This window comes from Synechocystis sp. CACIAM 05 (assembly GCF_010222815.1).
Lineage (GTDB): Bacteria > Cyanobacteriota > Cyanobacteriia > Cyanobacteriales > Microcystaceae > Synechocystis.
The window spans coordinates 1606819-1632479 of sequence record NZ_CP019225.1 but is presented as its reverse complement, the minus strand read 5'-3'; the positions used below and the strand labels follow the sequence as shown (position 1 = coordinate 1632479).

At 47.5% G+C, this 25661-nt stretch carries 21 protein-coding genes; 10 read left to right on the top strand and 11 right to left on the bottom strand.

What is annotated here, in order from left to right:
• Positions 1–5: 5 nt before the first annotated feature.
• Positions 6–890, top strand: a complete 885-nt coding sequence (locus BWK47_RS07830) for a lysophospholipid acyltransferase family protein (protein WP_162328219.1) — start codon at positions 6–8, stop codon at positions 888–890.
• 233 nt (positions 891–1123) lie between these two features.
• Entirely contained in the window at positions 1124–4027 is a 2904-nt protein-coding gene (locus BWK47_RS07825; protein WP_162328218.1) for a response regulator, read from the top strand.
• A gap of 171 nt (positions 4028–4198) precedes the next feature.
• Here BWK47_RS07825 and plsY read toward each other — a convergent pair whose 3' ends face one another.
• Positions 4199–4867, bottom strand: coding sequence for a glycerol-3-phosphate 1-O-acyltransferase PlsY (gene plsY, locus BWK47_RS07820; protein ID WP_162328217.1), 669 nt, complete (start codon positions 4865–4867; stop codon positions 4199–4201).
• Between the two features lie 172 nt (positions 4868–5039).
• Here plsY and BWK47_RS07815 point away from each other — a divergent pair, with 172 nt between their 5' ends.
• Positions 5040–6827, top strand: coding sequence for a GldG family protein (locus BWK47_RS07815; RefSeq protein WP_162328216.1), 1788 nt, complete (start codon positions 5040–5042; stop codon positions 6825–6827).
• A 172-nt stretch (positions 6828–6999) separates the two neighbouring features.
• Here BWK47_RS07815 and apt read toward each other — a convergent pair whose 3' ends face one another.
• The 4 genes from apt to BWK47_RS07795 form a co-directional block, all read right to left on the bottom strand.
• Entirely contained in the window at positions 7000–7518 is a 519-nt protein-coding gene (apt, locus tag BWK47_RS07810) for an adenine phosphoribosyltransferase (protein ID WP_010872626.1), read from the bottom strand.
• A 369-nt stretch (positions 7519–7887) separates the two neighbouring features.
• Positions 7888–9207, bottom strand: a complete 1320-nt coding sequence (locus BWK47_RS07805; RefSeq protein WP_162328215.1) for a hypothetical protein — start codon at positions 9205–9207, stop codon at positions 7888–7890.
• A 109-nt stretch (positions 9208–9316) separates the two neighbouring features.
• Positions 9317–9586 (bottom strand): helix-turn-helix domain-containing protein, encoded by a 270-nt coding sequence (locus tag BWK47_RS07800; protein ID WP_237269943.1) that lies wholly within the window; start codon positions 9584–9586, stop codon positions 9317–9319.
• A gap of 107 nt (positions 9587–9693) precedes the next feature.
• Positions 9694–10572: a bile acid:sodium symporter family protein gene (locus BWK47_RS07795; protein WP_162328214.1), complete on the bottom strand. Its 879-nt coding sequence runs from the start codon at positions 10570–10572 to the stop codon at positions 9694–9696.
• A gap of 374 nt (positions 10573–10946) precedes the next feature.
• Here BWK47_RS07795 and BWK47_RS07790 point away from each other — a divergent pair, with 374 nt between their 5' ends.
• Positions 10947–11939 (top strand): aldo/keto reductase, encoded by a 993-nt coding sequence (locus tag BWK47_RS07790; protein WP_162328213.1) that lies wholly within the window; start codon positions 10947–10949, stop codon positions 11937–11939.
• A 50-nt stretch (positions 11940–11989) separates the two neighbouring features.
• On the opposite strand, the gene BWK47_RS07785 is transcribed toward BWK47_RS07790, so the two are convergent.
• The 3 genes from BWK47_RS07785 to proS form a co-directional block, all read right to left on the bottom strand.
• Positions 11990–13240, bottom strand: a complete 1251-nt coding sequence (locus BWK47_RS07785; RefSeq protein ID WP_010872631.1) for an HhoA/HhoB/HtrA family serine endopeptidase — start codon at positions 13238–13240, stop codon at positions 11990–11992.
• Between the two features lie 113 nt (positions 13241–13353).
• Positions 13354–13821, bottom strand: a complete 468-nt coding sequence (locus tag BWK47_RS07780) for a hypothetical protein (RefSeq protein WP_237269941.1) — start codon at positions 13819–13821, stop codon at positions 13354–13356.
• 128 nt (positions 13822–13949) lie between these two features.
• Positions 13950–15926 carry a proline--tRNA ligase gene (gene proS / locus BWK47_RS07775; RefSeq protein WP_162328211.1) on the bottom strand — a complete coding sequence of 659 codons (1977 nt, stop codon included), beginning with the start codon at positions 15924–15926 and terminating at the stop codon, positions 13950–13952.
• Between the two features lie 210 nt (positions 15927–16136).
• On the opposite strand from proS, the gene BWK47_RS07770 reads away from it, so the two are divergent.
• Entirely contained in the window at positions 16137–16733 is a 597-nt protein-coding gene (locus BWK47_RS07770; protein WP_162328210.1) for a late competence development ComFB family protein, read from the top strand.
• 71 nt (positions 16734–16804) lie between these two features.
• Here BWK47_RS07770 and BWK47_RS07765 read toward each other — a convergent pair whose 3' ends face one another.
• From BWK47_RS07765 to BWK47_RS07755, 3 genes are all read right to left on the bottom strand, one after another.
• Entirely contained in the window at positions 16805–18280 is a 1476-nt protein-coding gene (locus BWK47_RS07765) for a DUF3084 domain-containing protein (protein ID WP_010872635.1), read from the bottom strand.
• A 9-nt stretch (positions 18281–18289) separates the two neighbouring features.
• On the bottom strand, positions 18290–18967 hold the full coding sequence (ntcA, locus tag BWK47_RS07760; RefSeq protein WP_010872636.1) for a global nitrogen regulator NtcA: 678 nt from the start codon (positions 18965–18967) through the stop codon (positions 18290–18292).
• A 72-nt stretch (positions 18968–19039) separates the two neighbouring features.
• Positions 19040–19288 carry a hypothetical protein gene (locus tag BWK47_RS07755; protein ID WP_162328209.1) on the bottom strand — a complete coding sequence of 83 codons (249 nt, stop codon included), beginning with the start codon at positions 19286–19288 and terminating at the stop codon, positions 19040–19042.
• Between the two features lie 239 nt (positions 19289–19527).
• On the opposite strand from BWK47_RS07755, the gene BWK47_RS07750 reads away from it, so the two are divergent.
• From BWK47_RS07750 to BWK47_RS07735, 5 genes are all read left to right on the top strand, one after another.
• A complete protein-coding gene (locus BWK47_RS07750) occupies positions 19528–21270 on the top strand; it encodes an alpha/beta hydrolase (protein WP_237269940.1) in 1743 nt (580 codons plus the stop codon).
• A 207-nt stretch (positions 21271–21477) separates the two neighbouring features.
• The gene (locus tag BWK47_RS16865; protein WP_204250487.1) at positions 21478–21675 is read left to right on the top strand and encodes a hypothetical protein; all 198 of its coding nucleotides are present in this window, start codon (positions 21478–21480) and stop codon (positions 21673–21675) included.
• Between the two features lie 147 nt (positions 21676–21822).
• Positions 21823–22905 carry an adenosyl-hopene transferase HpnH gene (gene hpnH / locus BWK47_RS07745; RefSeq protein WP_336235097.1) on the top strand — a complete coding sequence of 361 codons (1083 nt, stop codon included), beginning with the start codon at positions 21823–21825 and terminating at the stop codon, positions 22903–22905.
• A 118-nt stretch (positions 22906–23023) separates the two neighbouring features.
• Positions 23024–24193, top strand: coding sequence for a glycosyltransferase family 4 protein (locus BWK47_RS07740; protein WP_162328207.1), 1170 nt, complete (start codon positions 23024–23026; stop codon positions 24191–24193).
• Positions 24190–25524, top strand: coding sequence for a TrkH family potassium uptake protein (locus BWK47_RS07735; RefSeq protein WP_162328206.1), 1335 nt, complete (start codon positions 24190–24192; stop codon positions 25522–25524). Before BWK47_RS07740 ends, BWK47_RS07735 begins: the two co-directional genes overlap by 4 nt.
• The last annotated feature ends 137 nt before the right edge of the window (positions 25525–25661 follow it).

The window sequence follows — 25661 nt, the reverse complement described above, 5'->3', positions numbered from 1 at the left end:
TTTTTGTGCTAAGAGCGACCAGTGATCGATCGCCGTTGTTTGAGTGTAATCCTGCCCTGGACGGTTGGTCTTTGGGGGGGCGGGATCCGGAAACCATCAAACGGTTAATGCCTTTTTGGGAATGGTTTTACAAATACTATTTCCGGGTGCAGACCAGTGGCTGGGAAAATTTACCGCCGGGACAGGTATTGCTGGTGGGTTCCCATAATGGCGGCCTTTCTTCACCGGATATGGTGATGATGATTTACGACTGGTTTCGTTGCCAGGGTTTACATCGCCCTGTGTACGGTTTAATGCATCCCACGGTTTGGAAAATGAGCCGTCCCCTGGCAGAGTTGGCCGTTAAGGTGGGGGCAGTCCAAGCTCATCCCAAAATGGCGATCGCCGCTCTGCAATCCGGGGCCAGTGTGTTGGTTTACCCCGGTGGAGCCCAGGATGTATTTCGTCCCTTTAGCCAACGACATGAAATTTATTTTGCCGGTCGTAAAGGATTTATCAAATTGGCTTTAAGACAGCGGGTGCCCATCGTCCCGGCGATCGCCGTCGGTTCCCACGAAACTCTGTTGGTTATGGGAGATTGCTACGACCAAGTTAAATACCTCCACAGCCTTGGCATGCCTTGGTTATTGGACGTGGACCCGGTGGTTTTTCCCATTTACCTGGGTTTGCCCTGGGGTTTAGCGTTAGGTCCCCTGCCCCATGTGCCTTTACCGTTGACTATGCACACTCGCATCTGTCCGCCGATCTACTTTGAGCGTTACGGCAACGACGCCGCTAAAGATAAGGATTATGTCGAGCAGTGTTATCAACTGGTGAAAACGGAGATGCAACGGGAGCTAGATCAACTGGCTGAAACTGCCAATATTTTGCCCCAATTAAATTTTCTCTGAACAGGGTTTGGCCCCTAAAAACACTTTTGTCGTAACTGGCTTGATAAAAATATTTGAAGCAGAGTAATAGGTAAATGTCGACTTCATCTATAGCGGTGAATCTATAGTTTTGCTGGAAAATATCGTTGTGCGGATGGGCGCAAAAATCCGCTGATGTTTGTTGGAATAAATTAAAATCAAACTAGTCTAGTCTATATCAGCCGGGACATTAGCAATCATCTGTCTCCCCCAGAATGAAGTCTTTTTTCCTCAACACATTTTCTCCGTTGCGTAGTACGGCCAGATTCTGGGTGTTAGTGGTCTTACTCACTTCCATGGAGTTATCTGCCAGCCAGTTGAGGGATACGGAACAAGCGGTGGCCATAGAGGAGTCAAAATGCACCGATTGCGTTGAAGGTTGGGGGACAGGAATTGGTCGGGGGGAAAGTTTTGCCCAGATTGAAACGGTTCCCACCGAGGCCAAAGTGGAGCAGATAAAGCCAATGATCGAAAGAATAAGTCCACATCTAGGATTGGTGGGGTTCGGACTGGCGTTTATCGGGGTGTTATGGCTGACTTATTTGCTCAAAAAAGATCGGCAAACCAAGGCGCAATTAGCTTTTCAAGCACGGCGGTCCAATGTTTTGTTGGAATTACCCCAGTACGCCGATCGCCTGAGTGAGGTGGAATTTTTACAACGGGGTCAGGAGTTTGCAGAGGAACTGACGAAAAGTAAGATCGCCTTTATTCATTTTGTCAATGATGACGAACAGACCATTGAATTGGTGGCTTGGTCCCGGGCCACCTTGGCCAACTATTGTCGTGTTGTAGCCGCTAGCCATTATCCCGTGGAAGAAGCAGGCATTTGGGCCGATGCGTTGAGACTCCGTCGCCCGGTGTTGATCAATGATTACGCCACCCACCAAGGGAAAAAAGGTTTGCCGGAGGGCCATGCCTATTTAGCCCGGTTGATCAGCGTCCCTGTTATCGACGATGGCAAAGTGGTGATGCTCACCGGGGTTGGTAATAAGGATGTTTTTTACACTGACCAGGATGTGGAAACCGTGCAACTAATTTCTAATGAAATCTGGCGCATTGCCCGTTCCCGTCGCCTAGTCAAAAAATTAACGGAAAGTGAAAACCGTTACCGCCTGGCCCAGGCGATCGCCAAAATTGGTAATTGGGAGCTAGATTTTTCCACAAATAAAATTTTTTGGTCACCGGAGGTATTTGACTTATTTGAAATTACTCCCCAGGATTTTGCTGGAACCTATGAAGCCTTTCTCAATCTCATTCATCCCGGCGATCGAGAGTTGGTCGATGAAGCCTATCAGTGCCATCTGCAAAAATATCAACCCTACGATATTGTCCATCGCCTCCTAATGCCCGATGGTCGGATTAAGTATGTTCAAGAGCAATGTAATACCGTTTTTAATAAAAATAATCTGCCCCTTTTATCCAGGGGAACTATCCAAGATGTTACGGAGTTACAGGAAGCACAAATTTCCCTAGAACGCCTCAATGAAAAATTAGAGCAACGGATTCAGGAGCGAACTCAAGAGCTAGAAAACAGCCAAGAACGCTTATTTCAAGCCAAACTGGAAGCGGAAAAGGCCACCAAAGCCAAAAGTGAGTTTCTCGCCAATATGAGCCATGAAATCCGCACCCCCATGAACGCCATCATTGGCATGAGCGAGTTGGTTTTGCAAACGGATTTGACCAGTCAACAACGGAACTATCTCCAAAAAGTCCAGTATGCGGGGGAGTTATTGTTGGGAATTATCAACAATATTTTAGATTTTTCCAAAATGGAAGCGGGCAAATTAAAGCTTGAGCAAAAGCCTTTTTCCGTGGAAGAAGTGATGGGTAATCTCCACAGTATTTTAGGCATACAAGCGGAGGCCAAAGGTTTAACCCTTAACTTTCATCTTGATCCTAGAATTCCCCCGGTTTTAGTTGGCGATCGCCTCCGTCTCAGCCAGATTTTGATCAACCTGGGCAACAATGCAGTCAAATTCACCAACCAAGGCGAAATTACCATTCGGGGCCAGTTGTTAAAAACCGAAAACGAGCAAACCAAACTAGAATTTTCGGTCACAGATACGGGCATTGGTTTAACCCCAGACCAACAAAGCAAACTATTTCAATGGTTTAACCAGGGGGAAACCTCCACCTCCCGCCAGTACGGGGGCACGGGGTTGGGTTTAGCCATCAGTAAATCCCTAACGGAGTTGATGGGAGGAGATATTTGGCTGGAGAGCGTGGTGGGCCAAGGAAGCACCTTTCATTTCACGGTTTGTTTGGGAACAGCTTCCCCGGCGGTGGCCCAGGATTATCTGGTTAGTCGGGTCTCCATTCTGGAGGCGAAACCATCGGTAACCCAGGCGATCGCCCAACTGGAGGGGGCCAGCATTTTACTGGTGGAAGACAATGAGATTAACCGGGAATTTGCCCATGATCTACTAACTTCTAAAGGGTTGCGGGTACAAGTGGCCAATAACGGCCAAGAAGCTTTAACTTTGTTGACCAGTAATACCTACGATGCCGTTTTAATGGACATTCAAATGCCGATGCTCAATGGTTATGATGCCACCCGGGTCATCCGGCAACAGGAATATCACCGCAATCTGCCCATTATTGCCATGACCGCCAATGCCATGGCCGGCGATCAGGAAAAAGCCCTAGATGCAGGCATGAATGACCATTTAACCAAGCCAATTAAGCCGGATCTACTTTTCCAAACCCTAGCCCATTGGATTCTGCCCAATTCTGCCAGGGAGAAAAAAAATCCAAGCAGCAATCTAAAAGCAGATTTGTCATTTTCTTCCATGACGGGCATTAATCAACAGATTGGCATGCAATATATCGAAAATGTGGAGCTTTACCACCGGCTTTTGGTTAAATTTGGCGATCACTACTCCAACTTTGCAGATCAATTTAGAACAGAGCAAGCCAGCGACGACTCCACAGCGGCAACTCGCTATGCCCACAGCATCAAGGGTGCAGCGGCACTGCTGGGAATAGAAAATGTGCACCATACAGCTCAGCAGTTGGAAGATAGTTGCCGTGAACATGAGTCACCGGAGATGATTGACCGCCATCTCCAGGCCGTTCAAGCCGCGCTAGAACCGGTGCTGTCTGCATTAAAAATGCTCTGAAATGGGCGTTCGAGACCTAAAAAGTGGGCAGTGGGAGGGTACTGAGTTCATACTGTCGAATGCCTAAAGAGGGTTTGTTTGGGTCATCCTCAGCCTTTTTCACCATTTCTTTCTTTTTGAACTCAGGTTAAACTAATCCGATTTCGCTAAAGCGAGGGAATCCGGCCATGGCTAGGCAACCCCTTTTCTGTCCGGTACTGAAGAGACTTTTTCCCCTAACTTGGGCTCTGTACCCTGTAATATGCGTTCAATATTGGTCCGGTGACGAACAATCACATACATCCCCGCTAGAAAGGTAAAAGCAAGGTAGGGGGCGGGTAATTGGAGAGCCAACGCAATGCCATTAACGGAGATCGCCGCCACAATGGAGCTCAGGGAAACAATGCGGGTGAAGAAAATTACGGTCAAAAAGGTGGCTAAAGTGCCCAGGGCCAACCAGATGTTGAGCATAAATAACACCCCCAGGCTGGTGGCAACGGATTTCCCACCGGAAAACTTGAGAAAAATGGATTTGCTGTGACCCAGCACCACCGCAATGGCCACCCCCAAAGTTAACCAGTTTTGCCAGGCCGCTGGTAGGGCAGGCAACCAATCCCCGCTATAGATAGCCCGCACCAAGGTCACAGCCATTACCCCCTTACTGATATCAATGGCTAAAACGGCGATCGCCGCTGGTTTCCCCAGGGTACGAAACACATTGGTGGCTCCGGTGGATTTGGAACCATGCTCCCGGATATCAATGCCTAATAAAAGCTTTCCTGCGAGGTAACCAGTGGGGATAGACCCCATCAAATAGGTAATGAGGAGCAGACACAGGCAGAGTAAAGGGGCGGTGGTCATGGCGGCAGGGGACAATAATTAGCATGGCAGGGCTAACACCAATTATTTGCTGATCTGTGCCCAATGTCACCCAGTTTAAAAATTTTGGTTAAGCCAGCTAGAACTATCGCCCCATATATGGCCAGCCCGTTTCGGTAAGATACGATACAGAGGATTTCGCATCACATCACCTATGGCTCCGCTTACTGCTCTATTTCGGACTTACGGGAAATATGCCTTCTTACTGGCGATCGCCTTTGGCTTGGCGGGGGGCATTGCCCTAGGGGTAACCGGGGTAATGAGTAAGTTATACCTAGGCTTAATGGCCATAGCAGTGATTTTTTTCTTCCTCTGGTGGACCTGGCTTTGGCAAAGATCCCAAGGTTTTCTCGGCCGGCGATCGACCCAATCTAGCGCTAACGTGATTGCTTCCACCCTAGCGGTGTTGGTGATTTTAACCCTCATTAACTACATTGCTTTTCGTTATCCCGTTGCCTGGGATTTGACCGAAAATCAACGGTTTACCCTCGCCCCCCAAAGTCAGAGCTTAGTGGCAGAGCTGGAAAAACCCCTCAAAGTCTGGATTTTCGACGATGCCCCCAGTGAAAAAGATCGGAGGCTACTGCAAAATTACCAACGTTTCAGCGATCAATTTAGTTTTGAATTTGTGCACCCCGATCGCCGCCCTAAATTGGTACAGGACTTTAATGTGCAAAATAAGGGGGATGTATTCATCGAGTATGGCGACAAGAAACAATTAGTTCAAAATCTACTCAGCTTCCAGCAACGGGAAGACCTTTCTGAAATTCAACTCACCAATGCCATTGCCAAAGCCCAGCGCCAGGAAATACCACAGGTTTACCTCGTGCAGGGCCATGGGGAATTGCCCCTCAATAACGAACCAGGGGGGATCTCCACCGCAGTGACCGCCCTCGAAAATCTTGGTGTGACAGTCCAACCCCTCAACGTAGTCACCGATGGAGGCATTCCAGAAGACGCCGATGCAGTGGTCATTGCCGGGCCGACCCGCAAGTTTTTAGCGCCGGAAATTGCCACCCTAAAGCAGTACACTGACCAAGGGGGTAACCTATTAGTGATGGTCTCCCCGGAAGCTGATGCCGGCTTGGAAGACCTCCTGCAACCCTGGGGCGTAAGTTTTGATCCCAGACTGGTAATCGATCTTTCCGGAGCTGGTGGTGTGTTTGGCCTTGACCCCACCGTGCCCATTTTTAATCGTTATGGCAACCATCCCATCACCGAAAAACTCCAAGGGGCGATCGCCATTTTTCCCCTAGTACGCCCCGTGGCCACCAAGGAACAACCCCATATTCAAGCCACCACCCTAGTGGAAGCTTCGGATTTAATGTATGCCACCCAACTAATCAGTGAAGACCTGCAACCAAACCCGGAAACGGACTTGTTAGGCCCCTTTGATGTGGCTGTGGCTTTGACCAGGGAAGGAAAAGAATCCAGTTCAGCCGGGGAAACCGAGACGAGCAGTAATAGTGAACCCGAAGCAATTAACCCTTCCCCTAATCCCTCAGCATCCCCCAGTCTTAGTCCCACCGCCAATGGCACCAATCAACCAGAGGCAATGCCAGAAAATGACGGCAATCAAGCTGGCGATCGGGAAGAATCACCGGCCGGTGAAAACGAAGACAGTGGCAATGATCAGGCCCAAACAGCCCAACAAAATGGCGACCCAGAGCTTCCCTCTGCCAAGATGGTGGTGGTGGGTAGTGCCGCCTTTGCCACCAATGCGTGGTTTAACGAAGCTGTCAACGGTGATATTTTTCTCAACAGTGTGCAATGGTTAGCAGAAAACGTTGACCAACCCCTTAATGTGCGGGCCAAAGACCCCACCGATCGCCGTATTAATCTAGGAGTGCGACGAGCCACAGTTTTGGGATGGTTAACCTGGGTGATTGTCCCCCTAATCGGCCTAGGGCTAGCGGTGTTTACCTGGTGGCGACAAAGGTAAGGGTAATTAGAATTTTTTTAAAAATTACCCCCGGAACCCCAAGTTTGGAGAAGAATCGGATTAAATTCCCCCGATATTGCCCAATCTTTAATGGGTCAATTCTGGTGAACAAATGATGCCAATAGGTCCTTAAAACCGCTGGAATACAATGTCCTGAATACCATGGGAATTCCTAATATTCCACCAGGGAAATAATTGGTAAATCAGGTAAACATTGACGGCCATTGAGGGCCGCAAGCTCAATGATAAAAGCAAAACCTAACACCTCACAGCCAAGCTTAGTTAACAATTCAGCAGTGGCCTTGGCGGTTCCCCCCGTAGCGATTAAGTCGTCCACAATTAACACCCGATGGTGGGGAGCTACCGCATCCTGATGGATTTCTAAAGAGTCTTTGCCGTACTCCAAATCATACTCAACTCGGTGGACTGGGGCTGGTAATTTGCCTGGTTTTCGTACAGGGATAAAACCGGCATTCATTTGATAGGCAAGGGGCATGCCAAATAAAAACCCCCGGGATTCCATACCCACCACATGGTCCGGCACAAGTTCCTGGCTTTCACATTGTTCCACCAGGGAGTCGATGGTGTAGCGCAGTCCCTCCGGACTATTGAGCAGGGTGGTGATATCCCTAAACATAATGCCTGGCTTGGGGAAGTCCGGTATATCCCGAATTAAAGCTTTTAAATCCATAATGCGATGGTTTAAGGTCGTTACGGCAACAGGTTCAGGCTACAGTGTACCTTTAACTGATGATTAGCGATAAATTCCCAACTCTACGGATAGGTGAGCGGTGGGGTACAGGGGAATTCTCCACAAACATTATGCTGTGCTGTTGCTAGGTATCAGTAAACGTGTTTATTTCAATCATTCTTAATGAAGTCACTTCCCCTCCACCTATCGATGCCCTTACGCTTACAATAAACTGTAAGGGTCTTCTTTGTAGAGACTGCCGTCAGCAAACTCTCTAGCACCATAGGCAAAGACACTATGGGGGGGCATTGAAAGGTTTTGGCTTAGGCATATAATTCCATTTTTCAAAAACTTATATTTGTTTTATATCTATTCTTTCTCAAAGTCATTATTAATTAAGTAATCAAATAAATTTTCTTTAATAACTGTCTCTACATCATAAAGATATTTCCAAAATAAATCTTGCCATTCTTTTCCGTAGTCATGTCCAATCGTATATTTGCTGATAAATCCCTTTTGATTAATCTTATCTTCCTTAAGAATAGTATCAAGACAGTCAAGAGGATGATCAAATGAATGATAATCTAGATGGAAAGCAACAAGTGCTTGAATTATATTAAAACGCAAGTTTTTTTCATCTAAAATAGCAAGCTGGAAGAGTTCATATAAATTTGAAAATGTATATCTTTCAGATAGTAATTCCAAAGAAGATTTATAATGATTTTCCCAAAAACTAGAAATATGATTTTCCTTTAGTTCAACCAACAGATTATCAAATGTGCTCAAAATAATTAGGCGTAATAAGTTTTCGTCTATACAATTGTCTTCTTTCAAATCAGAGAGGAGAATAATATCCCTGATTTTTTCTGTTGCTATTTTAATTCCGTGAACTTTTTTTAGTGACGCAAAAGAGTCGAACGTTAAAACATGAGTAAATTTTTGATAATTTACTTCATAATCATCTAGTTTATCAAAGATAGAAATTGTTTGTTTATACATATAATCAATATCAATAAATCGCATTCCTTTAATCCACTTAAAATTAAGGCTTTTTTCAGGATTTGGCTTCATCGGATAGATGTCTTTAATCATTTTCCAAAAATATAACTGCTCTTCTTTAGGACAACATATAAGCGCCACATATTCATAATCAAACTCAAAACCTTGAGCGTTGTTAGTGTTGAAAACCCACTCCCTTTCCCATGTAAAACCTCCTTTTGAATATATCTCGCCATTATCTGTTGATGTTTCTCTTAGTTCATCTAATATTTGTTCTATTTTGTTTATACTTAAACCATATTTTGTGGCTAATTCGTCTCTTTGTTCCTTATTTAGAGATGCTAGTGTCAAGAGAGATTCTTTAACAGATTTTATTGTTTTTTTATTTAAATAAATAGCTTGTTTGGCACCTTGTTTTATAAGAAATTCTTTGGTAAAGCCTATCCCATATTTAATATTCTTACCCCCTTTGTAATCAGGCCATCTTCTATTAAAAAAACCAAGTCCATATAGAGGTGTTTCTGTAAAAGAGATTCTGTCTCTTTTAGCCAAAATTATACCTTTATTTAACTGATTGGATTTTAAGATATTTGTTAAACCCTTTTTATCTGTTAGATGAATTAAATAATCAGAACTATCTGGTTTTTGTCTTGGAGAAAGTAAGTGGGTATTTATATTAATCTTATTCATTTATATCTCACTAGGTAACAAGGTACATAACATTTAGTAATCCTAACTTAGAGTTAATAAGTTGATGGATTAAACCTCCATCATTTTTCTATTCGTTAATAGTAATTTTTCATAAAATCTTTCCTTTTATAGCCCGTTTGCAAGGAATAGAGAAGCCAAGGATTCGATACACAGTAGCCTGACTGATACCCAACTCCCTTGCTACATAAGCTTTAGAACTACCATGACGTACAAGAGTTACAACCTGTTCCGGTACACCATCACTGATAGGTTTTCTAGCCTCATACTTCTCTTCAGCTTTAGCTACCCCTTCACGCTGACGCTCTAGCGTCATCTCTCTTTCAAACTGCCCCACACCACCAAGCAAGGTAATCGTCAATCTTCCTAACTTCTGATAGTTTACTAGTAAGTTACAATGCCAAACTTAACGGCCAGAATATTTCTTGCATAAAAGCTTTGACCATGGGTTTGTTACGGAAAAAGTTTTTATGTAGATTTGAGCCCACTAAATAATTTAGCTTTCAGCAAACCAGCAAAAATGCTACTGGTCAAGAACATGACAACGGAATAAATAGCAGCAGGAATGGCCATAATAGGAGCATTTAAAAGAGTTGTGGCAATGGCGATCGCCAAAGTACCGTTTTGGATACCCACTTCAATGGTGATAGATTTTCTTTCAGCAAGCCCTAGCCCCGCCAAGATAGCAATGCCATAACCCAGCCCCATAGTGAGGAGATTGAGCGTTACAGTTACTCCCCCCACTTGGAGGAAAAAGTCTGCCAAGTTTTCCCGCTCTTTGACTAGAATAGCAACGATAATAATACCAAGAAAAAATAGGGAAAGCCATTTAACATTTTTCTCCATTACCATGGCAATTTTAGGCAGAAAATGGTGAAAAATCATGCCCAAGCTAACCGGAATAATGGTAATTACGGCAATTTGTAGAACAGTTTTGAGAAAAGGAAGTTGGAGAGCAAATTGTTCCCCCATAAAATAATTTGCCGCCAGATTAACCACCAGGGGAATGGTGATGATCGTGACCAAACTACTGATGGCAGTTAGGGTAATGGAAAGGGCCACGTTGCCTTTGAGCAAATAGGTAATTACATTGGAAGTGGAGCCACCGGGACAGGCGGCCAAAATCATTAACCCCACTGCTAACTCTGGGGACAAAGAAAACAAAGATGACAGCCCGAATCCCACCATGGGCAACATAACTAATTGGGCGATTAAACCAATTGCAACGGCTTTGGGTTCTAGCCAAATGCGATTAAAGTCTTTAGTAGTAAGCCCAAGCCCCATGCCAAACATAATCAAAAAAAGGGCCAGAGGCAAAAAAATAGTTGTTAAAAAATTGGACTCCATGGGAGCAAATGATAAAAATTAATTTGATTTGAAATGGAAGTGTTGAATGATATTTGAAATAAAATCAAAAATTCTTTAAAATTGTAAAATGCAGGGTAAATTCTTTGCAAATAAACAAAGTGAGTGTATCATAATTTTGCTAAATTGCGAAAGAGCATTTGTTTTGTCTCCCTGAAAGTAGCCACCCAAAATTAGACATATTTTAAGACGTATTTAAGTTTATGCACATCTGGTTAGGATTGGTCTTAGACTAGGGTCGGGTGAAAATGGCAAATGTATTGAAAAGACTTAACTTGCAGGGAGTAACGTCCCAACAGGTGTTTTTTTGGTAAAATTCAGCCCCGTCAAACTTTGTAACCAACTAGCTATGGCCTATGACAGTTAGCACCACAGATACTTCCCCGATTATTTGGCCGGCCATGGGTTGTGGCACCTGGGCTTGGGGTAACAAATTGCTCTGGGGTTACCAGCCTGCTATGGATGGAGAACTGGAACGGGTGTTTAGGGAATGTGTGGCGGCGGGAATAACTTTTTTTGACACTGGAGATTCCTATGGCACCGGCCGACTCCAAGGACAAAGTGAAAAACTGTTGGGGCAATTTTCCCAAGCCTATGAAGGACTCAACGAAGACAAAATTTGCCTGGCCACCAAATTAGCTCCATACCCGTGGCGACTCACTCCCCAAGCTATGGTTGGGGCCGGCATGGCTTCCCAGCAACGACTACAGCGACCGATTGATCTAGTCCAACTCCATTGGTCCACGGCCAACTATGCTCCCTGGCAAGAACAACCTTTGCTCAAGGGTTTAGTCCAACTTTGCCAACGGGGCCACGCTAAGGCTTTAGGTTTATCCAACTTCGGTCCCAAGCGTCTGCAAAAGGCCTATGACTTTTGTCAGAATGAGGGAGTTAGCATTGTCAGTCTGCAGGTGCAATATTCCTTGCTTTCCACCGATCCCGTCAGCAAATTAGGCTTGAAGGAACTCTGTGAGCAATTGGGCATCAAATTAATTGCCTATAGTCCCCTGACCCTGGGGCTGTTGACCGGCAAATATGGTCCCCAAGGACCTTTTCCTCCGGGCATCCGTGGCCTATTGTTCCGGCGACTATTACCCAAAATTCAGCCTCTTTTGGATACTCTCCAGGCGGTCGCCAGGGAGCGGGAAAAAACCATGGCCCAGGTAGCCTTGAACTGGTGTATATGCCAGGGGACCATGCCCATTCCAGGGGCAAAAAACTGCCAACAGGTACAGGACAATCTGGGAGCGCTGGGTTGGCAACTGGAGCGGGGGGAGATGGACGAGTTGAACAATCAGGCGGCGGCCTTACCCCAAACCATGGTGCAAAATATTTTCCAAAGCCGTTAGTTTGCCAAAGGATTAACTGGATTTATAAATACTAATCAAAGCGCTAGACTTTATTGACCCAAATCTTCGGGAAAGGGCCCTGGTCGCACTGCCATCATTTGTGGTTTTTGTCCACGCTTAACGGCGATCGCCAAAGGTTCACCAATTTGACTCACTTCCACCCGTTCTTGAACGTCAGTGGCGGTTTTAACCCCCATGCCCCCCACTTCGAGAATGATGTCCCCTGGGGCCAACCCTGCCTGGGCCGCCGGGGAACCTGGACTGACTTGAATAATTAAAACCCCTGTGTCCGCTGTCACCCCTGCCGGCAACTCCCCACTGGTCCGCAATTGTTTAGTCATTTCTGGGGTCAGGGTAACCATGTGGATGCCAAGGTAGGGATGCTCCATTTTGCCCTTGGTAAACAGATTTTCCGCTACATTTTGGGCCGTTTGAATGGGAATAGCAAATCCCAATCCCTGGGCATCGGCTCGGATAGCTGTGTTGACCCCAATCACTTCCCCTTTGGCATTAAGCAGGGGGCCACCGGAATTGCCTGGATTGATGGCCGCATCGGTTTGGATGAAGCGCACCCGTTTATCTGGCACCCCCACCTCGGAACTAGAGCGGCCCAGGGCACTGATAATGCCAACGGTAACGGTGTTATCTAAACCCAAAGGATTACCAATGGCGATGGCCCATTCCCCAGGCTGCAGGCGATCGGATTGGCCAATTTCCACCACAGGCAAATTTTCCGCTTCAACTTTCACTACGGCCACATCGGTCATCGTATCAATTCCCATCACCTTACCTTCGAGGACGGAGCCATCTTTAAGGGTGACCTTAACTGTGCTGGCCCCTTCCACCACATGGGCATTGGTTAAAACTTCGCCGTCAGAACTCAAAATAAAACCCGAGCCAGTGCCCTGTTCCCTTGGGTCGGGGTTAGGGGGCATTTCCTCACCAAAAAAGCGACGGAAAAAGGGTTGGTCTCCCATGGGGCCGCCCTGGGAAACAGCAGTCCTTTCCGAATCAATTCTGACCACTGCGGGGCCAATTTTTTGCACAGCCCGGGCGATGAAATTTAGCTCCTGATCATCCTGAGCAGAGCGGGGCAGAGTTAGGGGGAGGGCACTGCGGTAATTGCTCTCCACCGGGGCAGGAGTCAGACTTTGGGGACTGGTGTTGACAGGGGAGTCGGGGGAGGAATGGTTTTGGCCTGAAGACAAAAGATAACCCCCCCCAGCGGCACCGATCGCCCCACCGAAAAGGAGTAAAAGCACGGCCACGCCTAAATGTGATGCCTTCAGATGGATTGCCATGGAAAATTGTTAATAGTCAGTGTTTTAACTTTAACAAACTGGAGCTGGGGAAACTGTCGCCAAAGGACGAAAACTCTTTCCCCCTCAACCCAGCTAAATGGCAGTGCAAAACTCTATTCCCAAAAGGGATTACTCTGGCCGTGGGTGCAGACCATATTTTGATTATTGGCTAAGTTATTCATCCAGCTTGTCATCTCTGCTTTACCGCCTTCCCCTTCTAGCCAAAAGACAGTGATTAAGCCCATGGTGGCGTTAGTTTCACAAGAAAAAGTGGCATCCCCTGGATCAACAGAGGGAATATTCTGTTCGCATGCCCAAGTCTGGTCTGGGTTAATGGTTTCCTGCCAACCTTTCAGCTCCTTAACTTCTACAGCAACACTTTTACTACCGTTTTTACATATCCAAGTGATCAACTGGTCGGGTTGGTCGGTGATGTCATCTACATCGGGGGTATCCAAAGCCTCTTGCACGGTGGGTATGTCATCCCCTGGAGCTACCTGGGCTGAAGTGGTTAATCCATAGCCTCCTGTGGCCATCAACACCGACACGGATAGGGCAATTCCCCGCAGTAAAGATTTCATCACAACTTACCCTCTGGAAAAAGTGATTCAAGATATTCAAGACACATTGACCATAGCATTTTTCCCTAAAAAGCTGGGGCAAAAGGGTGCTATTTCTGCAACTGGACTGGCCCTGGGACTAAGTAGTTTTAACTAGTCTTTTTCTCTGCTTTGATCCAGGCAGTTAAGGTGGGGACAACGGCGGCGATCACCAGATTTTGCACACTTTTATTGGCCCGCTTGACCACTTCTAGCTGTCCCTGTTTGAGGGATTTGCCGGTGACAACCCGATAGGGAATGCCAATGAGTTCAGAGTCTTTAAATTTGACCCCGGCCCGTTCGTGGCGGTCATCCAGCAGGACATCCACCCCGGCGGCCTGGAATTCTGTGTAAATTTGCTCGGCCACCTGCATTTGTTCTTCGTCCCCCACATTGGGTACTACAATGACTACTTCGTAGGGGGCGATCGCCGTGGGCCAAATAATGCCATCTTTGTCGTAACTCTGCTCAACGGCCGCCTGGGCTAAGCGGGACACCCCAATGCCGTAACAGCCCATCACTAAAGGTTTTTCTTCCCCCTGTTCATTGGTGAAGGTAGCTCCCATGGCTTGGGAATATTTGGTGCCCAATTGGAAAATATGCCCCACTTCGATACCTCGGGCAGTTTTCAGTTCCCCCGTGGGATCGTGCACCGGGCGATCACCAGCCAGAGCTTTCCGGACATCTACCACCAATTTGGGTAAGTCAAAGTCAGTGCCCCAATTGGCTCCAGTGACATGGTAATCAACTTCATCAGCGCCGGTGGCAAAGTTGGTCAAATCCACCGCGGTTTGATCCACCAAGCGTAAAAAAGTTGGTTCTGTATAGCGAGACTTGTATCCCGATAGTGCTGCCAATAAGTCACCCCGCTTTGGCTGCGGTTGCTTGGCTATACGACCTTCAATTTCAGCAAGAGAGAGGCCGTGTCTCTCTACAAAAATATCTGCGTTGTTACCAAAGATACTTACCAGTTGTTCTTCACTAAATTTTTCTGGATATTTAGCAATGTAATCATCACTAATGCCAGGGGAAATATAACCCAACGGTAAATCTTTTGCCGCCCATTTTTGCTGTTCTTTTTCATCGGGAACAGTCAAACTTAAAATATTAGTGCTTTCATAATTGGGAGCTAGTTTGGTCAACTCGTTGGTTAATTTAACTTCATTAACTTCTTGATCACCCCGGATACTCACCAACACTAAAACCGTTTTGCTGGAATTGTACACCGCTTGATATAAAACGTTTTTCACCACATTGCTGGCATCACAGTCTAAGCACTTGCACATCTTGGCGATCGTGGCGGTATTGGGGGCTGACTGTTTTTTATAACCACTAAAAGGGGAAGGTTTAGCATCGGGGGCGAGGGACACTGCTTTTTCCACATTGGCGGAATATAAACCATCTTCGGTGTAGAGAATTTCATCTTCCCCGGCATCGGCCAGCACCATAAACTCCTGGGAACCGGAACCACCGATCGCCCCGGAATCCGCATCCACCGGCCGGAAATCTAGACCACAGCGGCTAAAAATATTTCTGTAGGCCTGGTCCATGGCCCCGTAGGTTGCCTTTAAACTAGCTTCGTCACTGTGGAAAGAATAGGCATCTTTCATAATGAACTCCCGCCCCCGCATAAGCCCAAAACGGGGACGAATTTCATCCCGAAATTTGGTCTGAATTTGGTATAAATTCACCGGCAATTGACGATAGGAACGGATCATTTCCTTGGCGATCGCCGTGATTACTTCTTCATGGGTGGGGCCCAAACCAAGTTCGCGTTCTAGTCGATCCCGGAGGGCAAACATAATTCCTTCGGACTCCGTGTAGGTGTCCCACCGTCCCGACATTTTCCACAATTCCGACGGCTGTAGCTGGGGCAATAGGCACTCCTGGGCCCCGGTGCGATTCATTTCTTCTTGGACAATGCGCTTCACTTTCTCCAGCACCCGCCACATCAGAGGTAAGTAGGCGTATAGACCACTGCCCAAACGACGGATAAAACCGGCCCGCACCAGAAGTTTATGACTGGGGATTTCCGCATCCGCTGGATCGTCTCTGAGGGTGACAAAGAGCATCTGGGACAGTCGCATAATGAGCCTAGATAAATGACGGAGTGTCCCATTATCCCACACCAGTTAAATTGTGTTGAATGACTGGGCCGAGAATCCCTTAATTCAGCTAAAATCGGAGTGCCACTTGAATCCGGGGATGTATTTGCTCTGTATTTTCCCCAGTATTTTGCTCCCGCTCCCCTATGATAATTTTTCTCGTCTAGTTATCACTTTCCCCAACTCTCTGCCATGGATTTTCTCGCCTCCGAGTCCTCAGCCCCCGTCAATGCCGGCGTTCATGTCAATGTGATGGAAACGTTGGTCTATGAAGAGATTGATAAACAACTGCGTTTTTATCCCAAAAATTTGAGAAATTATCTCAATTTAACCGAGGTGGCAACCTACGCCCTCAATCGTTTACCGCCCCTCTATGCCTCCAGCGTGAAGGGAGTAGAAGAACAACGTCGGGTGGCGGCCCGCCAGTATCGCAGTGAGTTGACTTCCGCCGTTCGTCGGGCGATCGCCGCAGTGGAGAGGGACCCTTTACGGAGCTCTGAACCCATCGTTTCGGAAATTGAGGTGAATTATCGGGGAGCAGAAAATACCCTGGGACAAATTCAGGAATTGCTCAAACGCTACAACTTGTTAGAACCAGTTAACAAAGAAGTTACTTGGGACAATTGTTTGCCCTTACTAAGGCAAGCCTTTTTGAAATTGACCGCTGTCCAATCCCCTACTCCTCCCGCCATTGATGAACGGCGATCGATGCCTTTGCCGCCCCCGCCACCCATTAGAACTCCGGCCATGGATAACCGCCAGATTGACCCCAAAAATACCCTTTGGTAATTGGTTAATTGGATTTATGGAGCCTTGGCCAGGATTTACTGTGGGTATATTTCCAAAGATGACCAACAAAATTAATTCTCAAACATAATTTGATTGCCCCGCAAAGCAATAATTCTGATCTTTAACGGTCCGACCACCGATGTATCCTCAGCGGCGATCGCCCGGACTTCATTGGGGGGATTATCGGCCTGACGGCGCAGTTGTTCGATAAAATCAATCAAAGTTTTAATGCGCCCATCCTCCACTTGTATGGGGCCCAAAATACCTTCCCGACGGGCACGGAATTGGGCGGCAGCCAGGAGATAATCAATCCGTTTTTGGACATCAACTTCGCTAAAGTCGGAGGATTCGAGGGAAATGGTGGCAATGGTTTCCGCTTCTCGAAAAACTTGGCGGTTGGGCACCACGTCAAAAAAGACCCGAATTTCCCTTTCTTCCTGCACATAATTCCCCGCTGATAGCACCCGAATAACATATTCCTGGCCTGGTTGGAGTTGGCTTGTAATACTATCCACCTGGGCGGTGGTCACCCGGACAATGGGTTCATCGGGCACGGGCATATTGGGGGTTTTAACCAGTTGTAGAGCAGTGCGATTAGCCTGGCGTAACAATTGATCCACGGCACCAGTGACAGCTTCGCTACTTACCACCCTTAGACCACCAAAGGCCAATAACTGACCCCGCAGAATTGCAATTTGTTGCCCCCGCAGCTCTTGGTAATCTTGATAATAGCGTTCGAGTTCTTCCACTTCCCTCTGCAGGAAACTTAGTTCTGTTTCTAGCCCCTGTAACTTTTCTTCCCGGGCCTGGATGTCATTATCTTTAGCGGCGATCGCCTGGTCGAGTTGATCAATTTTGGTGTCCCGTTGATTAATTTCAGCTTGTAACTGTTGGCGCTGGGCCTCCAAAGAAGCAAACCTTTTCTCCAAAGATTGCACCTGTTCCCGCTGACGGGCAAGGACTTTTTCCTGTTGGGCAATGCGTTCCTGACGCTTGGATAATTCTTGATCCCTCAGTTTTACCTGACTCTGAAGTTCTGAAGATTCCGCTAATAGTGAGTCCTTTTGTTCGTTCAATTGAGCCCTTTCCGCTGAAAGGTTAGCCACCTCCTGGCGCAAATTACGGGATTGTTCCGATACCCGGCGCAATAACTGCAAAGCTTTGGTGTAGTTGCGATTCAGCTCCCGACTGCGCTCCTGCACCAATTGTTGTTCTTCGCGTACAGCCGTAAGTTCTGATTCAATTTCTTCTTTCGCTTGGCTAGCCTGTTCCAATTCTGTTTTGGCCACCCGCAACTGCGCCAAAATATCATCTAGTTGAAACACCCCTTCTCGTAAGGATTTACTAAAAGTAAACAAAATCCCCAGGGTGGAAGCGGAAATCAGAGTGCCAGTAATCACCGTCAACAATACCGCCGTCTGTCGGGGTCGCAGTTTAAACAGACGCAGGCGGGCTTTGCCCACCTTACTGCCCAAATGATCCCCCAGCGCAGCAATGATTCCGCCCAAAACTAGGACAGAAAGAACCAGAATATAGGCACTGGTCATAGAGGGTGGTTAGGTAAACTGTTGACTGAGAGCAACGGGGTTATGGACGGTAATTTTCTTTTTCGTGATGGAGATCATATTACCCTCCCGCAGATCTCCTAGGAGCCTAGTCACCGTTACCCTGGTGGAACCAATGGCTTCGGCGATCGCCTGATGGGATAACTTGAGGTCAATGCGAATACCGTCCGGGGCAGGTACACCAAAATCTCGACAGAGAATCAGCAAAAAACTAACCAAACGAGAACCCATATCCCGGTGGGCTAGGGTTTCAATCATCATTTCCGTCTGGAGAATGCGGGAAGAAAGCCCCTGTAACATCAACAATGACAGGTCGGGATGCTCCTTGAGAGCCTGTTCCACCTGTTCAATGGGGGCAGACAGTAACTCCACCGGGGTAAAGGCCACTGCGTGGTAAAAACGGTCAGAACGTTGCCCGGTAACTAATGATAACACCCCAAAAACACTGTTCTCCCTCAACAGAGCGACGGTAATTTCTTCCCCGGCTTCGTAAACCCTAGATAACTTAACAGCCCCCTTGAGCAAAAAATAAACCCGTTCCGCCGGATCCCCAGGAAAAAAAATTGTTTTACTCCGATCAAACGTTTCCACCACCGGGGGCATCAACTCACTGCCTAAGCGTCGAAACACTGCCGCTAGGGGACGATCTTGGGTTAGGGACTGATCCATGCACGTTCACGGTAATGGGGGCATCAAGGGAAGTGCAAAACCCCATTCTGTATCAAGATTATACACAACGGATTACATGCGCTCCACACTGCCAAAGAAAATTGGTTCCACCCGAATGGCAACGATCGCCGAGGGTCGCACCACCATGTACTCGCCCTGAATATTTTTGATCGGCACACTGATAAATTCCTGGGAATCGTGCTTGGGCACAACTTCGTTGCTATACCATTTTTGGAAATCTTGAATGGTCATGAAACGGACTTCCTCTCGATGGCCATTGGCCAAAAACAGATGGATGGCAAATTCGTCGGCTTTTTGCATGGTCAGGGTCCCTAATGATTTCGTTTAGATTATCCCCCATCCCGTTGACAGAGCAACGGTGACAAAAGGTCCAGCCTAGGTTGGCTCCATTGAATTTTAGGTAACAAAAGGTAACGAAGAAAAAAATAACTTTACGTTGGGGGCAATGGCAAAAAAATTGCCTAGAATTAGCTCAGGTTTCTTGCCCACTGCTCCAGTCCAGCAACTTGGTTGATCCCCCCCCTTTAATTAATCCCAATATGGCTTCCATGGTCACTTTTCCCTTAAACCTCCGTCGTTGGTTGCAGTCCGTTTGTTTGGGAGCCCTCACGGCGATCGCCGTTCAATTGCCGGGCAAAACTGCGGAAAATATCTTTTTCACCTACGGGCCAATCAAGTTGACGGTGCGGGTGGAATCCCTAGAAAGATTTGTGCAGGATGGCACTGTGGATTCCAATCTCAGCTTTTTATTTAATTTGGTGGGAGCTTCCGAAGAAAAATTAGCAAAATTAAGGGAAATTATGGGGCTCCGGGCAGAGGTGGACCCCGTTGTGCTGAGTAACTTTTTCAACACCAGCCTGGGGGAAGATTCCCTGGCTAGGGCAGCGGTGATTCTCAATGCCCCCTGGGGGAGTAACTCCAAATACGGCATTCGGGCGGCTATTGTTCAGGCCGCTGAAGATCCGGAGGGGGGATTAAGCCTCATCAATTTCATCAAGAAGTACCCCACCGACATTCATTTCCAAGGGGAAGTGGTGGAAGAACGGGCTAGGGCAGTACAACTGCTGGTCAAAGCCTCCGAGCACTTCATTGATAAGATGATTGCCCTCTCGGAAATTGAGGCGGCTTCGGAAGGGGATATCAACTTTAGTGCCTTGCCAGATCCCACTGAAATGGGCCCCTACGGTGTCGTCCCCAAAGAAACCTGGTGGTTAACCGATCAAAGTCGTAACCGTCGTTTTTACGTGGATGTGTACCGCCCCCAACGCTGGAAAACAGGCAAAACCCCAGTTTTAGTTTTTTCCCACGGTTTAGCTTCCCGCCCTGAAGATTTCGACATTGCCGCCAAAAAAATGGCTTCCTATGGTTTTGTAGTGGCCCTGCCCCAACACCCCGGTAGTGACATTCTCCAGGCCCAAGCTTTACTCAATCGCACTTCCCGCCAAGGTTACTATCCTACGGAATTTATTGACCGGCCCAAGGATATTAGCTATGTCATTGATGAGTTGGAACGCCGTAATGCCAGTGAGTTCGGCGATCGCCTTAACTTGACCCAAGTAGGGGTGGGGGGACACTCCTTTGGGGGTTATGGCGCCTTAGCTGTGGCCGGGGCCACCATTGACTGGGACTTTTTGAAATCGGAATGTCGCATTGGCCAAGGAGTCCCCAACACGGCCCTATTATTGCAATGCGATGCCCTAACCCTGCCCCGGTCTGATTATGACTTCCGAGACCCCCGGGTAGCAGCAGTGCTGGCGGCCAATCCTGTTAACAGTGCGATCTTTGGCGTATCAGGACTACATAAAGTTACAGTCCCAGTTCTATTACTTGGGGGCAGTTATGATCCAGCCACTCCCTTTGTATTAGAACAGGCCCGTTCTTTCCCTCGCTTGGCCAGTCGTGATAAGTATCTAACTTTGATGGAAGGGCAAGCCCACGTAGATTTCTCCAAAATTGATGCCAACATCAAAAACGTGGTCGAGTCAGTGGAAGCAGTCAGTTTGAAATTGCCTGATCCAAACCTACTCCACACCTATGGTTCTGCTGTCATGGTGCCCTTTTTCCAGTTGTATGTAGCTGGGGACGAAAGTTTCCGCCCCCTAGTGGAGAACGGAGCCGCCCATGCCGCCTACTTGAGTCGGGATCAAGAATTCAAGTTTTATCTAATTAGCCAAAAATCCGAGGGAGCTTTAATTAAGGACATTGAGGAGTTCCGCCGCACCAACGGTTTGACTCCTCCTCCCAATGAGTTTCCCCCCCAAACCATTTCCGATAACTTTTAATGTGAACTAGCTAGCCATAAAAATCACTCTAAATCCTAACGATGATCTTTTCCAAGCAGCAATGAATCTTTAGTCCAGATATGACCATTGAAACTGCTATTGAGCATGCTTTACAAACGTACCTAGAACAATAAAAATGACTGAAAATCATCAATCTGTTTGGGACAAAAGTCTTGATTATGACTATAAACAACAAGGAACTGTCCAATGGAAGTCATCGTAGGTACCAGCATTTGGTCGTTGGCACTGCTAGGACGACAATCCAATTTAAATCAAGATATTACAGCCCAACTTCAGGCTCTCATTCAGAATGGTCAAACTTTAATCAATACTACTGATTATCAATGTTTGTTAAATCGTAAAGTAGAGTTATGGCCGCAAATCCTTAAATCCTTAGAAAGCTGAATCTACCTAGGGACTACGGATAATTTCCCCCTCTAAAGAGTAATTCCACCGTTGTCGGCAAGGGGTTTTGCTCTGTGTTGCCGTGGCTGTGCCTGTACTTTGTCATTAGAATCAAGATTAAACTCCGTTGGCCCATCCCGGCCCTGAATGGCAGGGTTTTCCCGTGTCATACTTTTCGGTAATAATCAGAAATTTAGGTGGTGTGAAAAAATCATGGCTGTATCCCTTAAGCAAGCCCTAGTAGTAGGCAGCTACATTGTTGGTCAGCGGCTCCAGGGCAAAAAGCGGTTCCCCCTAGTGCTGATGCTAGAACCCCTATTCCGCTGTAACCTGGCCTGCCAAGGCTGTGGAAAAATTCAACATCCCACGGAAATTCTCAAGCAAAATCTCTCCCCAGAAGATTGCTTCCGGGCGGTGGAGGAATGCGGTGCCCCGGTGGTATCCATTCCCGGTGGTGAACCTCTGCTCCATCCTCAAATTGATGAAATTGTTCGGGGCTTGGTAGCCCGCCGGAAATTCATTTATCTTTGCACCAACGCAATTTTGTTGGAAAAAAGCCTCGACAAATTCCAGCCTTCCCCTTATCTGACTTTCAGCGTCCATCTCGATGGCCCCAGGGAACACCACGATAAATGTGTCGATCGCCAAGGGGTATTTGATAAAGCTGTTGCAGCCATTAAAGCAGCTAAGGCCAAAGGATTCCGAGTTACCACCAACACCACCGTGTTTGAAGGGGCCAACGTAGCAGAAATGCAGGCATTTTTTGACTATCTGCAAACCCTGGGCATTGACGGCATGATGATCTCCCCAGGCTATAGCTACGAGTGGGCACCGGATCAAGACCATTTCCTCAAACGGGATCAGACCAAAGCCTTGTTCCGAGAACTACTAGCCCCCTGGAATAAAGGCAAAAAAGCCTGGAATTTTAACCATAATCCCCTCTTTTTAGACTTTCTCATGGGGGAAAAGGACTACGATTGCACCCCCTGGGGTAGCCCTAGCTACAGCGTGCTCGGTTGGCAAAAACCCTGCTACCTACTCAACGAAGGTTATTACCAAAGTTTCCAAGAACTACTGGAAGAAACAAGATGGGAAAATTACGGTCCCAAAAGCAACAATCCCCAATGCCAGGATTGCATGGTCCACTGTGGCTATGAACCCACCGCCGCCCTCGACGCCCTCCACCCCGCCAATATGGGTCGGGCCATGGGCAGTTTAATCAGCGCCTAGGGAGTAATGCCATCGCCAGAAGCCCAAAGATCCCCTATGATTGGCGAAGAAATTTTGAGAATGCCAAAGTTTACAATGCCCTGATTGGCACGGTTTCGTTCACGGTCTGGTTATCTGCATGCATATTGCTTGGTTAGGAAAAAAAACGCCCTTTTGCGGTAATGTAACCTACGGTCGGGAAGTAACCAATGCATTACTAGACCGGGGCCATCAGGTCAGCTTTTTGCATTTTGCCCAGGAGGAGGAGGGAGAACCCCTGGCGGAAAATGGTTGCGCGGAAGTGGCCTTACCGTTTCTATTTAAGTCAACCGTTTATACCATCCCTACCCCCCGCTCCAGCCGGGTTTTAACCGACGCCCTGGCCAAGTTAAAGCCTGATTTGGTGCACGCCTCCTTAACCCTTTCTCCCTTGGATTTTCGCTTGCCGGAAATTTGCGAAGAATTGGGCTTACCTTTGATTGCCACCTTCCATCCCCCCTTTGATAGTAAGTTACGCAATTTTTCCTCCAGTACCCAGTTTTTGACCTACCAACTCTATGCCCCCTCCTTGGCCCAGTACGATAAGGTAATCGTCTTTTCCCGGCTACAGCGGAACCTTTTAATCAAGTTGGGAGTGCCCCGGCAACGCCTGGCCATCATTCCCAATGGGGTGGCGGTGGAGCGCTATTGTCCGGGGGAAAATGACCTGAAAAAAGAGTACCAGGCCGAACGGTTATTCATTTATCTGGGACGCATTGCCCCGGAAAAGAACGTGGAAGCTCTGCTCAAAGGTTGGAAATTTTCGGACATGGGCCCCCATTGCAAACTGCTGATGGTGGGGGACGGCATTTTAAAATCGACTCTGCAAACCCACTACGGCCCGGAAATGGGAGTCCATTGGTTGGGCTTCGTGGCCGATGAATTGACCAGGATTCAACTGTTGCGGGCTGCCGATGCCTTTATTTTGCCTTCCTTGGTGGAGGGTTTATCCCTATCTTTATTGGAGGCCATGGCCTGTGGCACAGCCTGTGTGGCCACCGACGCTGGAGCGGATGGGGAAGTGCTGGAAAATGGGGCGGGCATTGTGCTCAAAACCCAGGGGGTGACTGCCCAACTTAAAATTCTTTTGCCGCTACTACGGGATCATCCAGAGATTACGGATTTGTTGGGACGCAAAGCGAGGGAAAGGGTGCTGGAACGCTACACCTTTGCGGCCAATATGGTGCAATTGGAATCCCTCTATAAAACTTTGGTGCCCCACCAAGCCCATTCTACGAACCTAAGTTCCTATTTTTATCTGCTGGAATGACTATTTCCCGTACCATTTGCCTTGGTTTCATTGCGGCGATCGCCGGGGGAACATTACTGTTGCTGATGCCGCTTGCCACCAGTACTGGGGAGTGGGGTAATCCCTTGGTGGCTTTGTTTACTGCCACTTCCGCTGTTTGTGTGACGGGGCTCAGTGTGGTGGATGTGAACAAGTACTTTTCCTTTTGGGGAGAATTGACCGTCATGTTGCTGGCCCAGTTGGGGGGGTTGGGCTACATGACCCTGACCACTTTTTTGATGATCCTGATTGGGCGCAAATTTGACCTCCAGCAACGGTTTGCCATCCAAGAATCCTTTGACCATCGTTTTGCCCAGGGCAGCAATAATTTAATCAAATCAGTCATTGCCACCACGCTAATTTTTGAAGTTACTGGTACTATCATTCTTTTTTTTGTTTTCCTTCAGGACTATCCTCCCCCCCAGGCCCTTTGGTATGCCGTTTTCCACAGCGTCAGTGCTTTTAATAATGCTGGTTTTAGTCTTTTTGCCGATAACTTAATCGGCTATCAAACCTCCGTGCCCCTTAATTTGACCGTTTCAGCCCTAATTATTTTTGGTGGCATTGGCTACCAGGTAATTATCGAGTCCTATTTCTGGTTAGTGCGAAAGGTAAAAAAATCCCAACGACCCTTTGCCTTTTCCCTTAACCTACGGGTGGTGGTGCGGGTGACTATTTTCCTGCTGTTGTTAGGCTTTTTCGGCATTCTGATTTTAGAGGCCCAGGGCAATCGAGCTTTTGCTCAGTTTTCTTTCCAGGATCGTTTACTGGTCGCCTGGTTCCAGTCGGTGACTACCCGGACAGCGGGCTTTAACACCATTGATTTGAATGAGCTGAGTTCTACTAGTTTGGTGCTGGTGATGTTGTTGATGTTCATTGGGGCTAGTCCCAGTGGCACCGGCGGCGGAATCAAAACCACCACCTTTGCCATTTTGGCCAACTGCACCCGGTCAGCTCTGCGGGGCCAGGAAAGGGTAATTATTGATGACCGCTGTATTCCACCCCAGTTAATTCTCAAGGCGATCGCCGTGGTGTTTGGTTCGATGGTGACGGTGATTTCCAGCATAAGTTTGTTGATTTTCCTGGAGTCGGAGCAGGAAGCAGTGTCTTTGGCATTTGAAGCGGTGTCTGCCTTTGCCACAGTGGGGCTTTCCTTGGGCACTACCCCGGAGCTAAAACCCCTTTCCCAACTGGTCTTAATTGTCACCATGTTCATTGGTCGGGTGGGCATTACCATTTTGATGGCGGCGATCGTGGGGGATCCTAAGCCAAGTTTGATTAAATATCCAGAGGAAAATTTGCTGGTGGGCTAATCCGGCTTCCCTATTCTGTTGAATAACAACGATATCAAGGTAGCCCATTTTGTCAGTAGGCCCCTCAGGAAAAAACAAGCCTAGGTTATGGATCAAGTTAGTTAGATGGATGGGGAAAAGTTCTGCTTAACCGGGCG

What these genes read in the sequence shown, in the direction of transcription:
- BWK47_RS07825 (WP_162328218.1), top strand. Translation starts at nt 1,124, where the DNA reads ATGAAGTCTTTTTTCCTCAACACATTTTCTCCGTTGCGTAGTACGGCC.
- plsY (WP_162328217.1), bottom strand. Translation starts at nt 4,867, where the DNA reads ATGACCACCGCCCCTTTACTCTGCCTGTGTCTGCTCCTCATTACCTAT.
- BWK47_RS07815 (WP_162328216.1), top strand. Translation starts at nt 5,040, where the DNA reads ATGGCTCCGCTTACTGCTCTATTTCGGACTTACGGGAAATATGCCTTC.
- apt (WP_010872626.1), bottom strand. Translation starts at nt 7,518, where the DNA reads ATGGATTTAAAAGCTTTAATTCGGGATATACCGGACTTCCCCAAGCCA.
- BWK47_RS07805 (WP_162328215.1), bottom strand. Translation starts at nt 9,207, where the DNA reads ATGAATAAGATTAATATAAATACCCACTTACTTTCTCCAAGACAAAAA.
- BWK47_RS07795 (WP_162328214.1), bottom strand. Translation starts at nt 10,572, where the DNA reads ATGGAGTCCAATTTTTTAACAACTATTTTTTTGCCTCTGGCCCTTTTT.
- BWK47_RS07790 (WP_162328213.1), top strand. Translation starts at nt 10,947, where the DNA reads ATGACAGTTAGCACCACAGATACTTCCCCGATTATTTGGCCGGCCATG.
- BWK47_RS07785 (WP_010872631.1), bottom strand. Translation starts at nt 13,240, where the DNA reads ATGGCAATCCATCTGAAGGCATCACATTTAGGCGTGGCCGTGCTTTTA.
- BWK47_RS07780 (WP_237269941.1), bottom strand. Translation starts at nt 13,821, where the DNA reads ATGAAATCTTTACTGCGGGGAATTGCCCTATCCGTGTCGGTGTTGATG.
- proS (WP_162328211.1), bottom strand. Translation starts at nt 15,926, where the DNA reads ATGCGACTGTCCCAGATGCTCTTTGTCACCCTCAGAGACGATCCAGCG.
- BWK47_RS07770 (WP_162328210.1), top strand. Translation starts at nt 16,137, where the DNA reads ATGGATTTTCTCGCCTCCGAGTCCTCAGCCCCCGTCAATGCCGGCGTT.
- BWK47_RS07765 (WP_010872635.1), bottom strand. Translation starts at nt 18,280, where the DNA reads ATGACCAGTGCCTATATTCTGGTTCTTTCTGTCCTAGTTTTGGGCGGA.
- ntcA (WP_010872636.1), bottom strand. Translation starts at nt 18,967, where the DNA reads ATGGATCAGTCCCTAACCCAAGATCGTCCCCTAGCGGCAGTGTTTCGA.
- BWK47_RS07755 (WP_162328209.1), bottom strand. Translation starts at nt 19,288, where the DNA reads ATGCAAAAAGCCGACGAATTTGCCATCCATCTGTTTTTGGCCAATGGC.
- BWK47_RS07750 (WP_237269940.1), top strand. Translation starts at nt 19,528, where the DNA reads ATGGCTTCCATGGTCACTTTTCCCTTAAACCTCCGTCGTTGGTTGCAG.
- BWK47_RS16865 (WP_204250487.1), top strand. Translation starts at nt 21,478, where the DNA reads ATGGAAGTCATCGTAGGTACCAGCATTTGGTCGTTGGCACTGCTAGGA.
- hpnH (WP_336235097.1), top strand. Translation starts at nt 21,823, where the DNA reads ATGGCAGGGTTTTCCCGTGTCATACTTTTCGGTAATAATCAGAAATTT.
- BWK47_RS07740 (WP_162328207.1), top strand. Translation starts at nt 23,024, where the DNA reads ATGCATATTGCTTGGTTAGGAAAAAAAACGCCCTTTTGCGGTAATGTA.
- BWK47_RS07735 (WP_162328206.1), top strand. Translation starts at nt 24,190, where the DNA reads ATGACTATTTCCCGTACCATTTGCCTTGGTTTCATTGCGGCGATCGCC.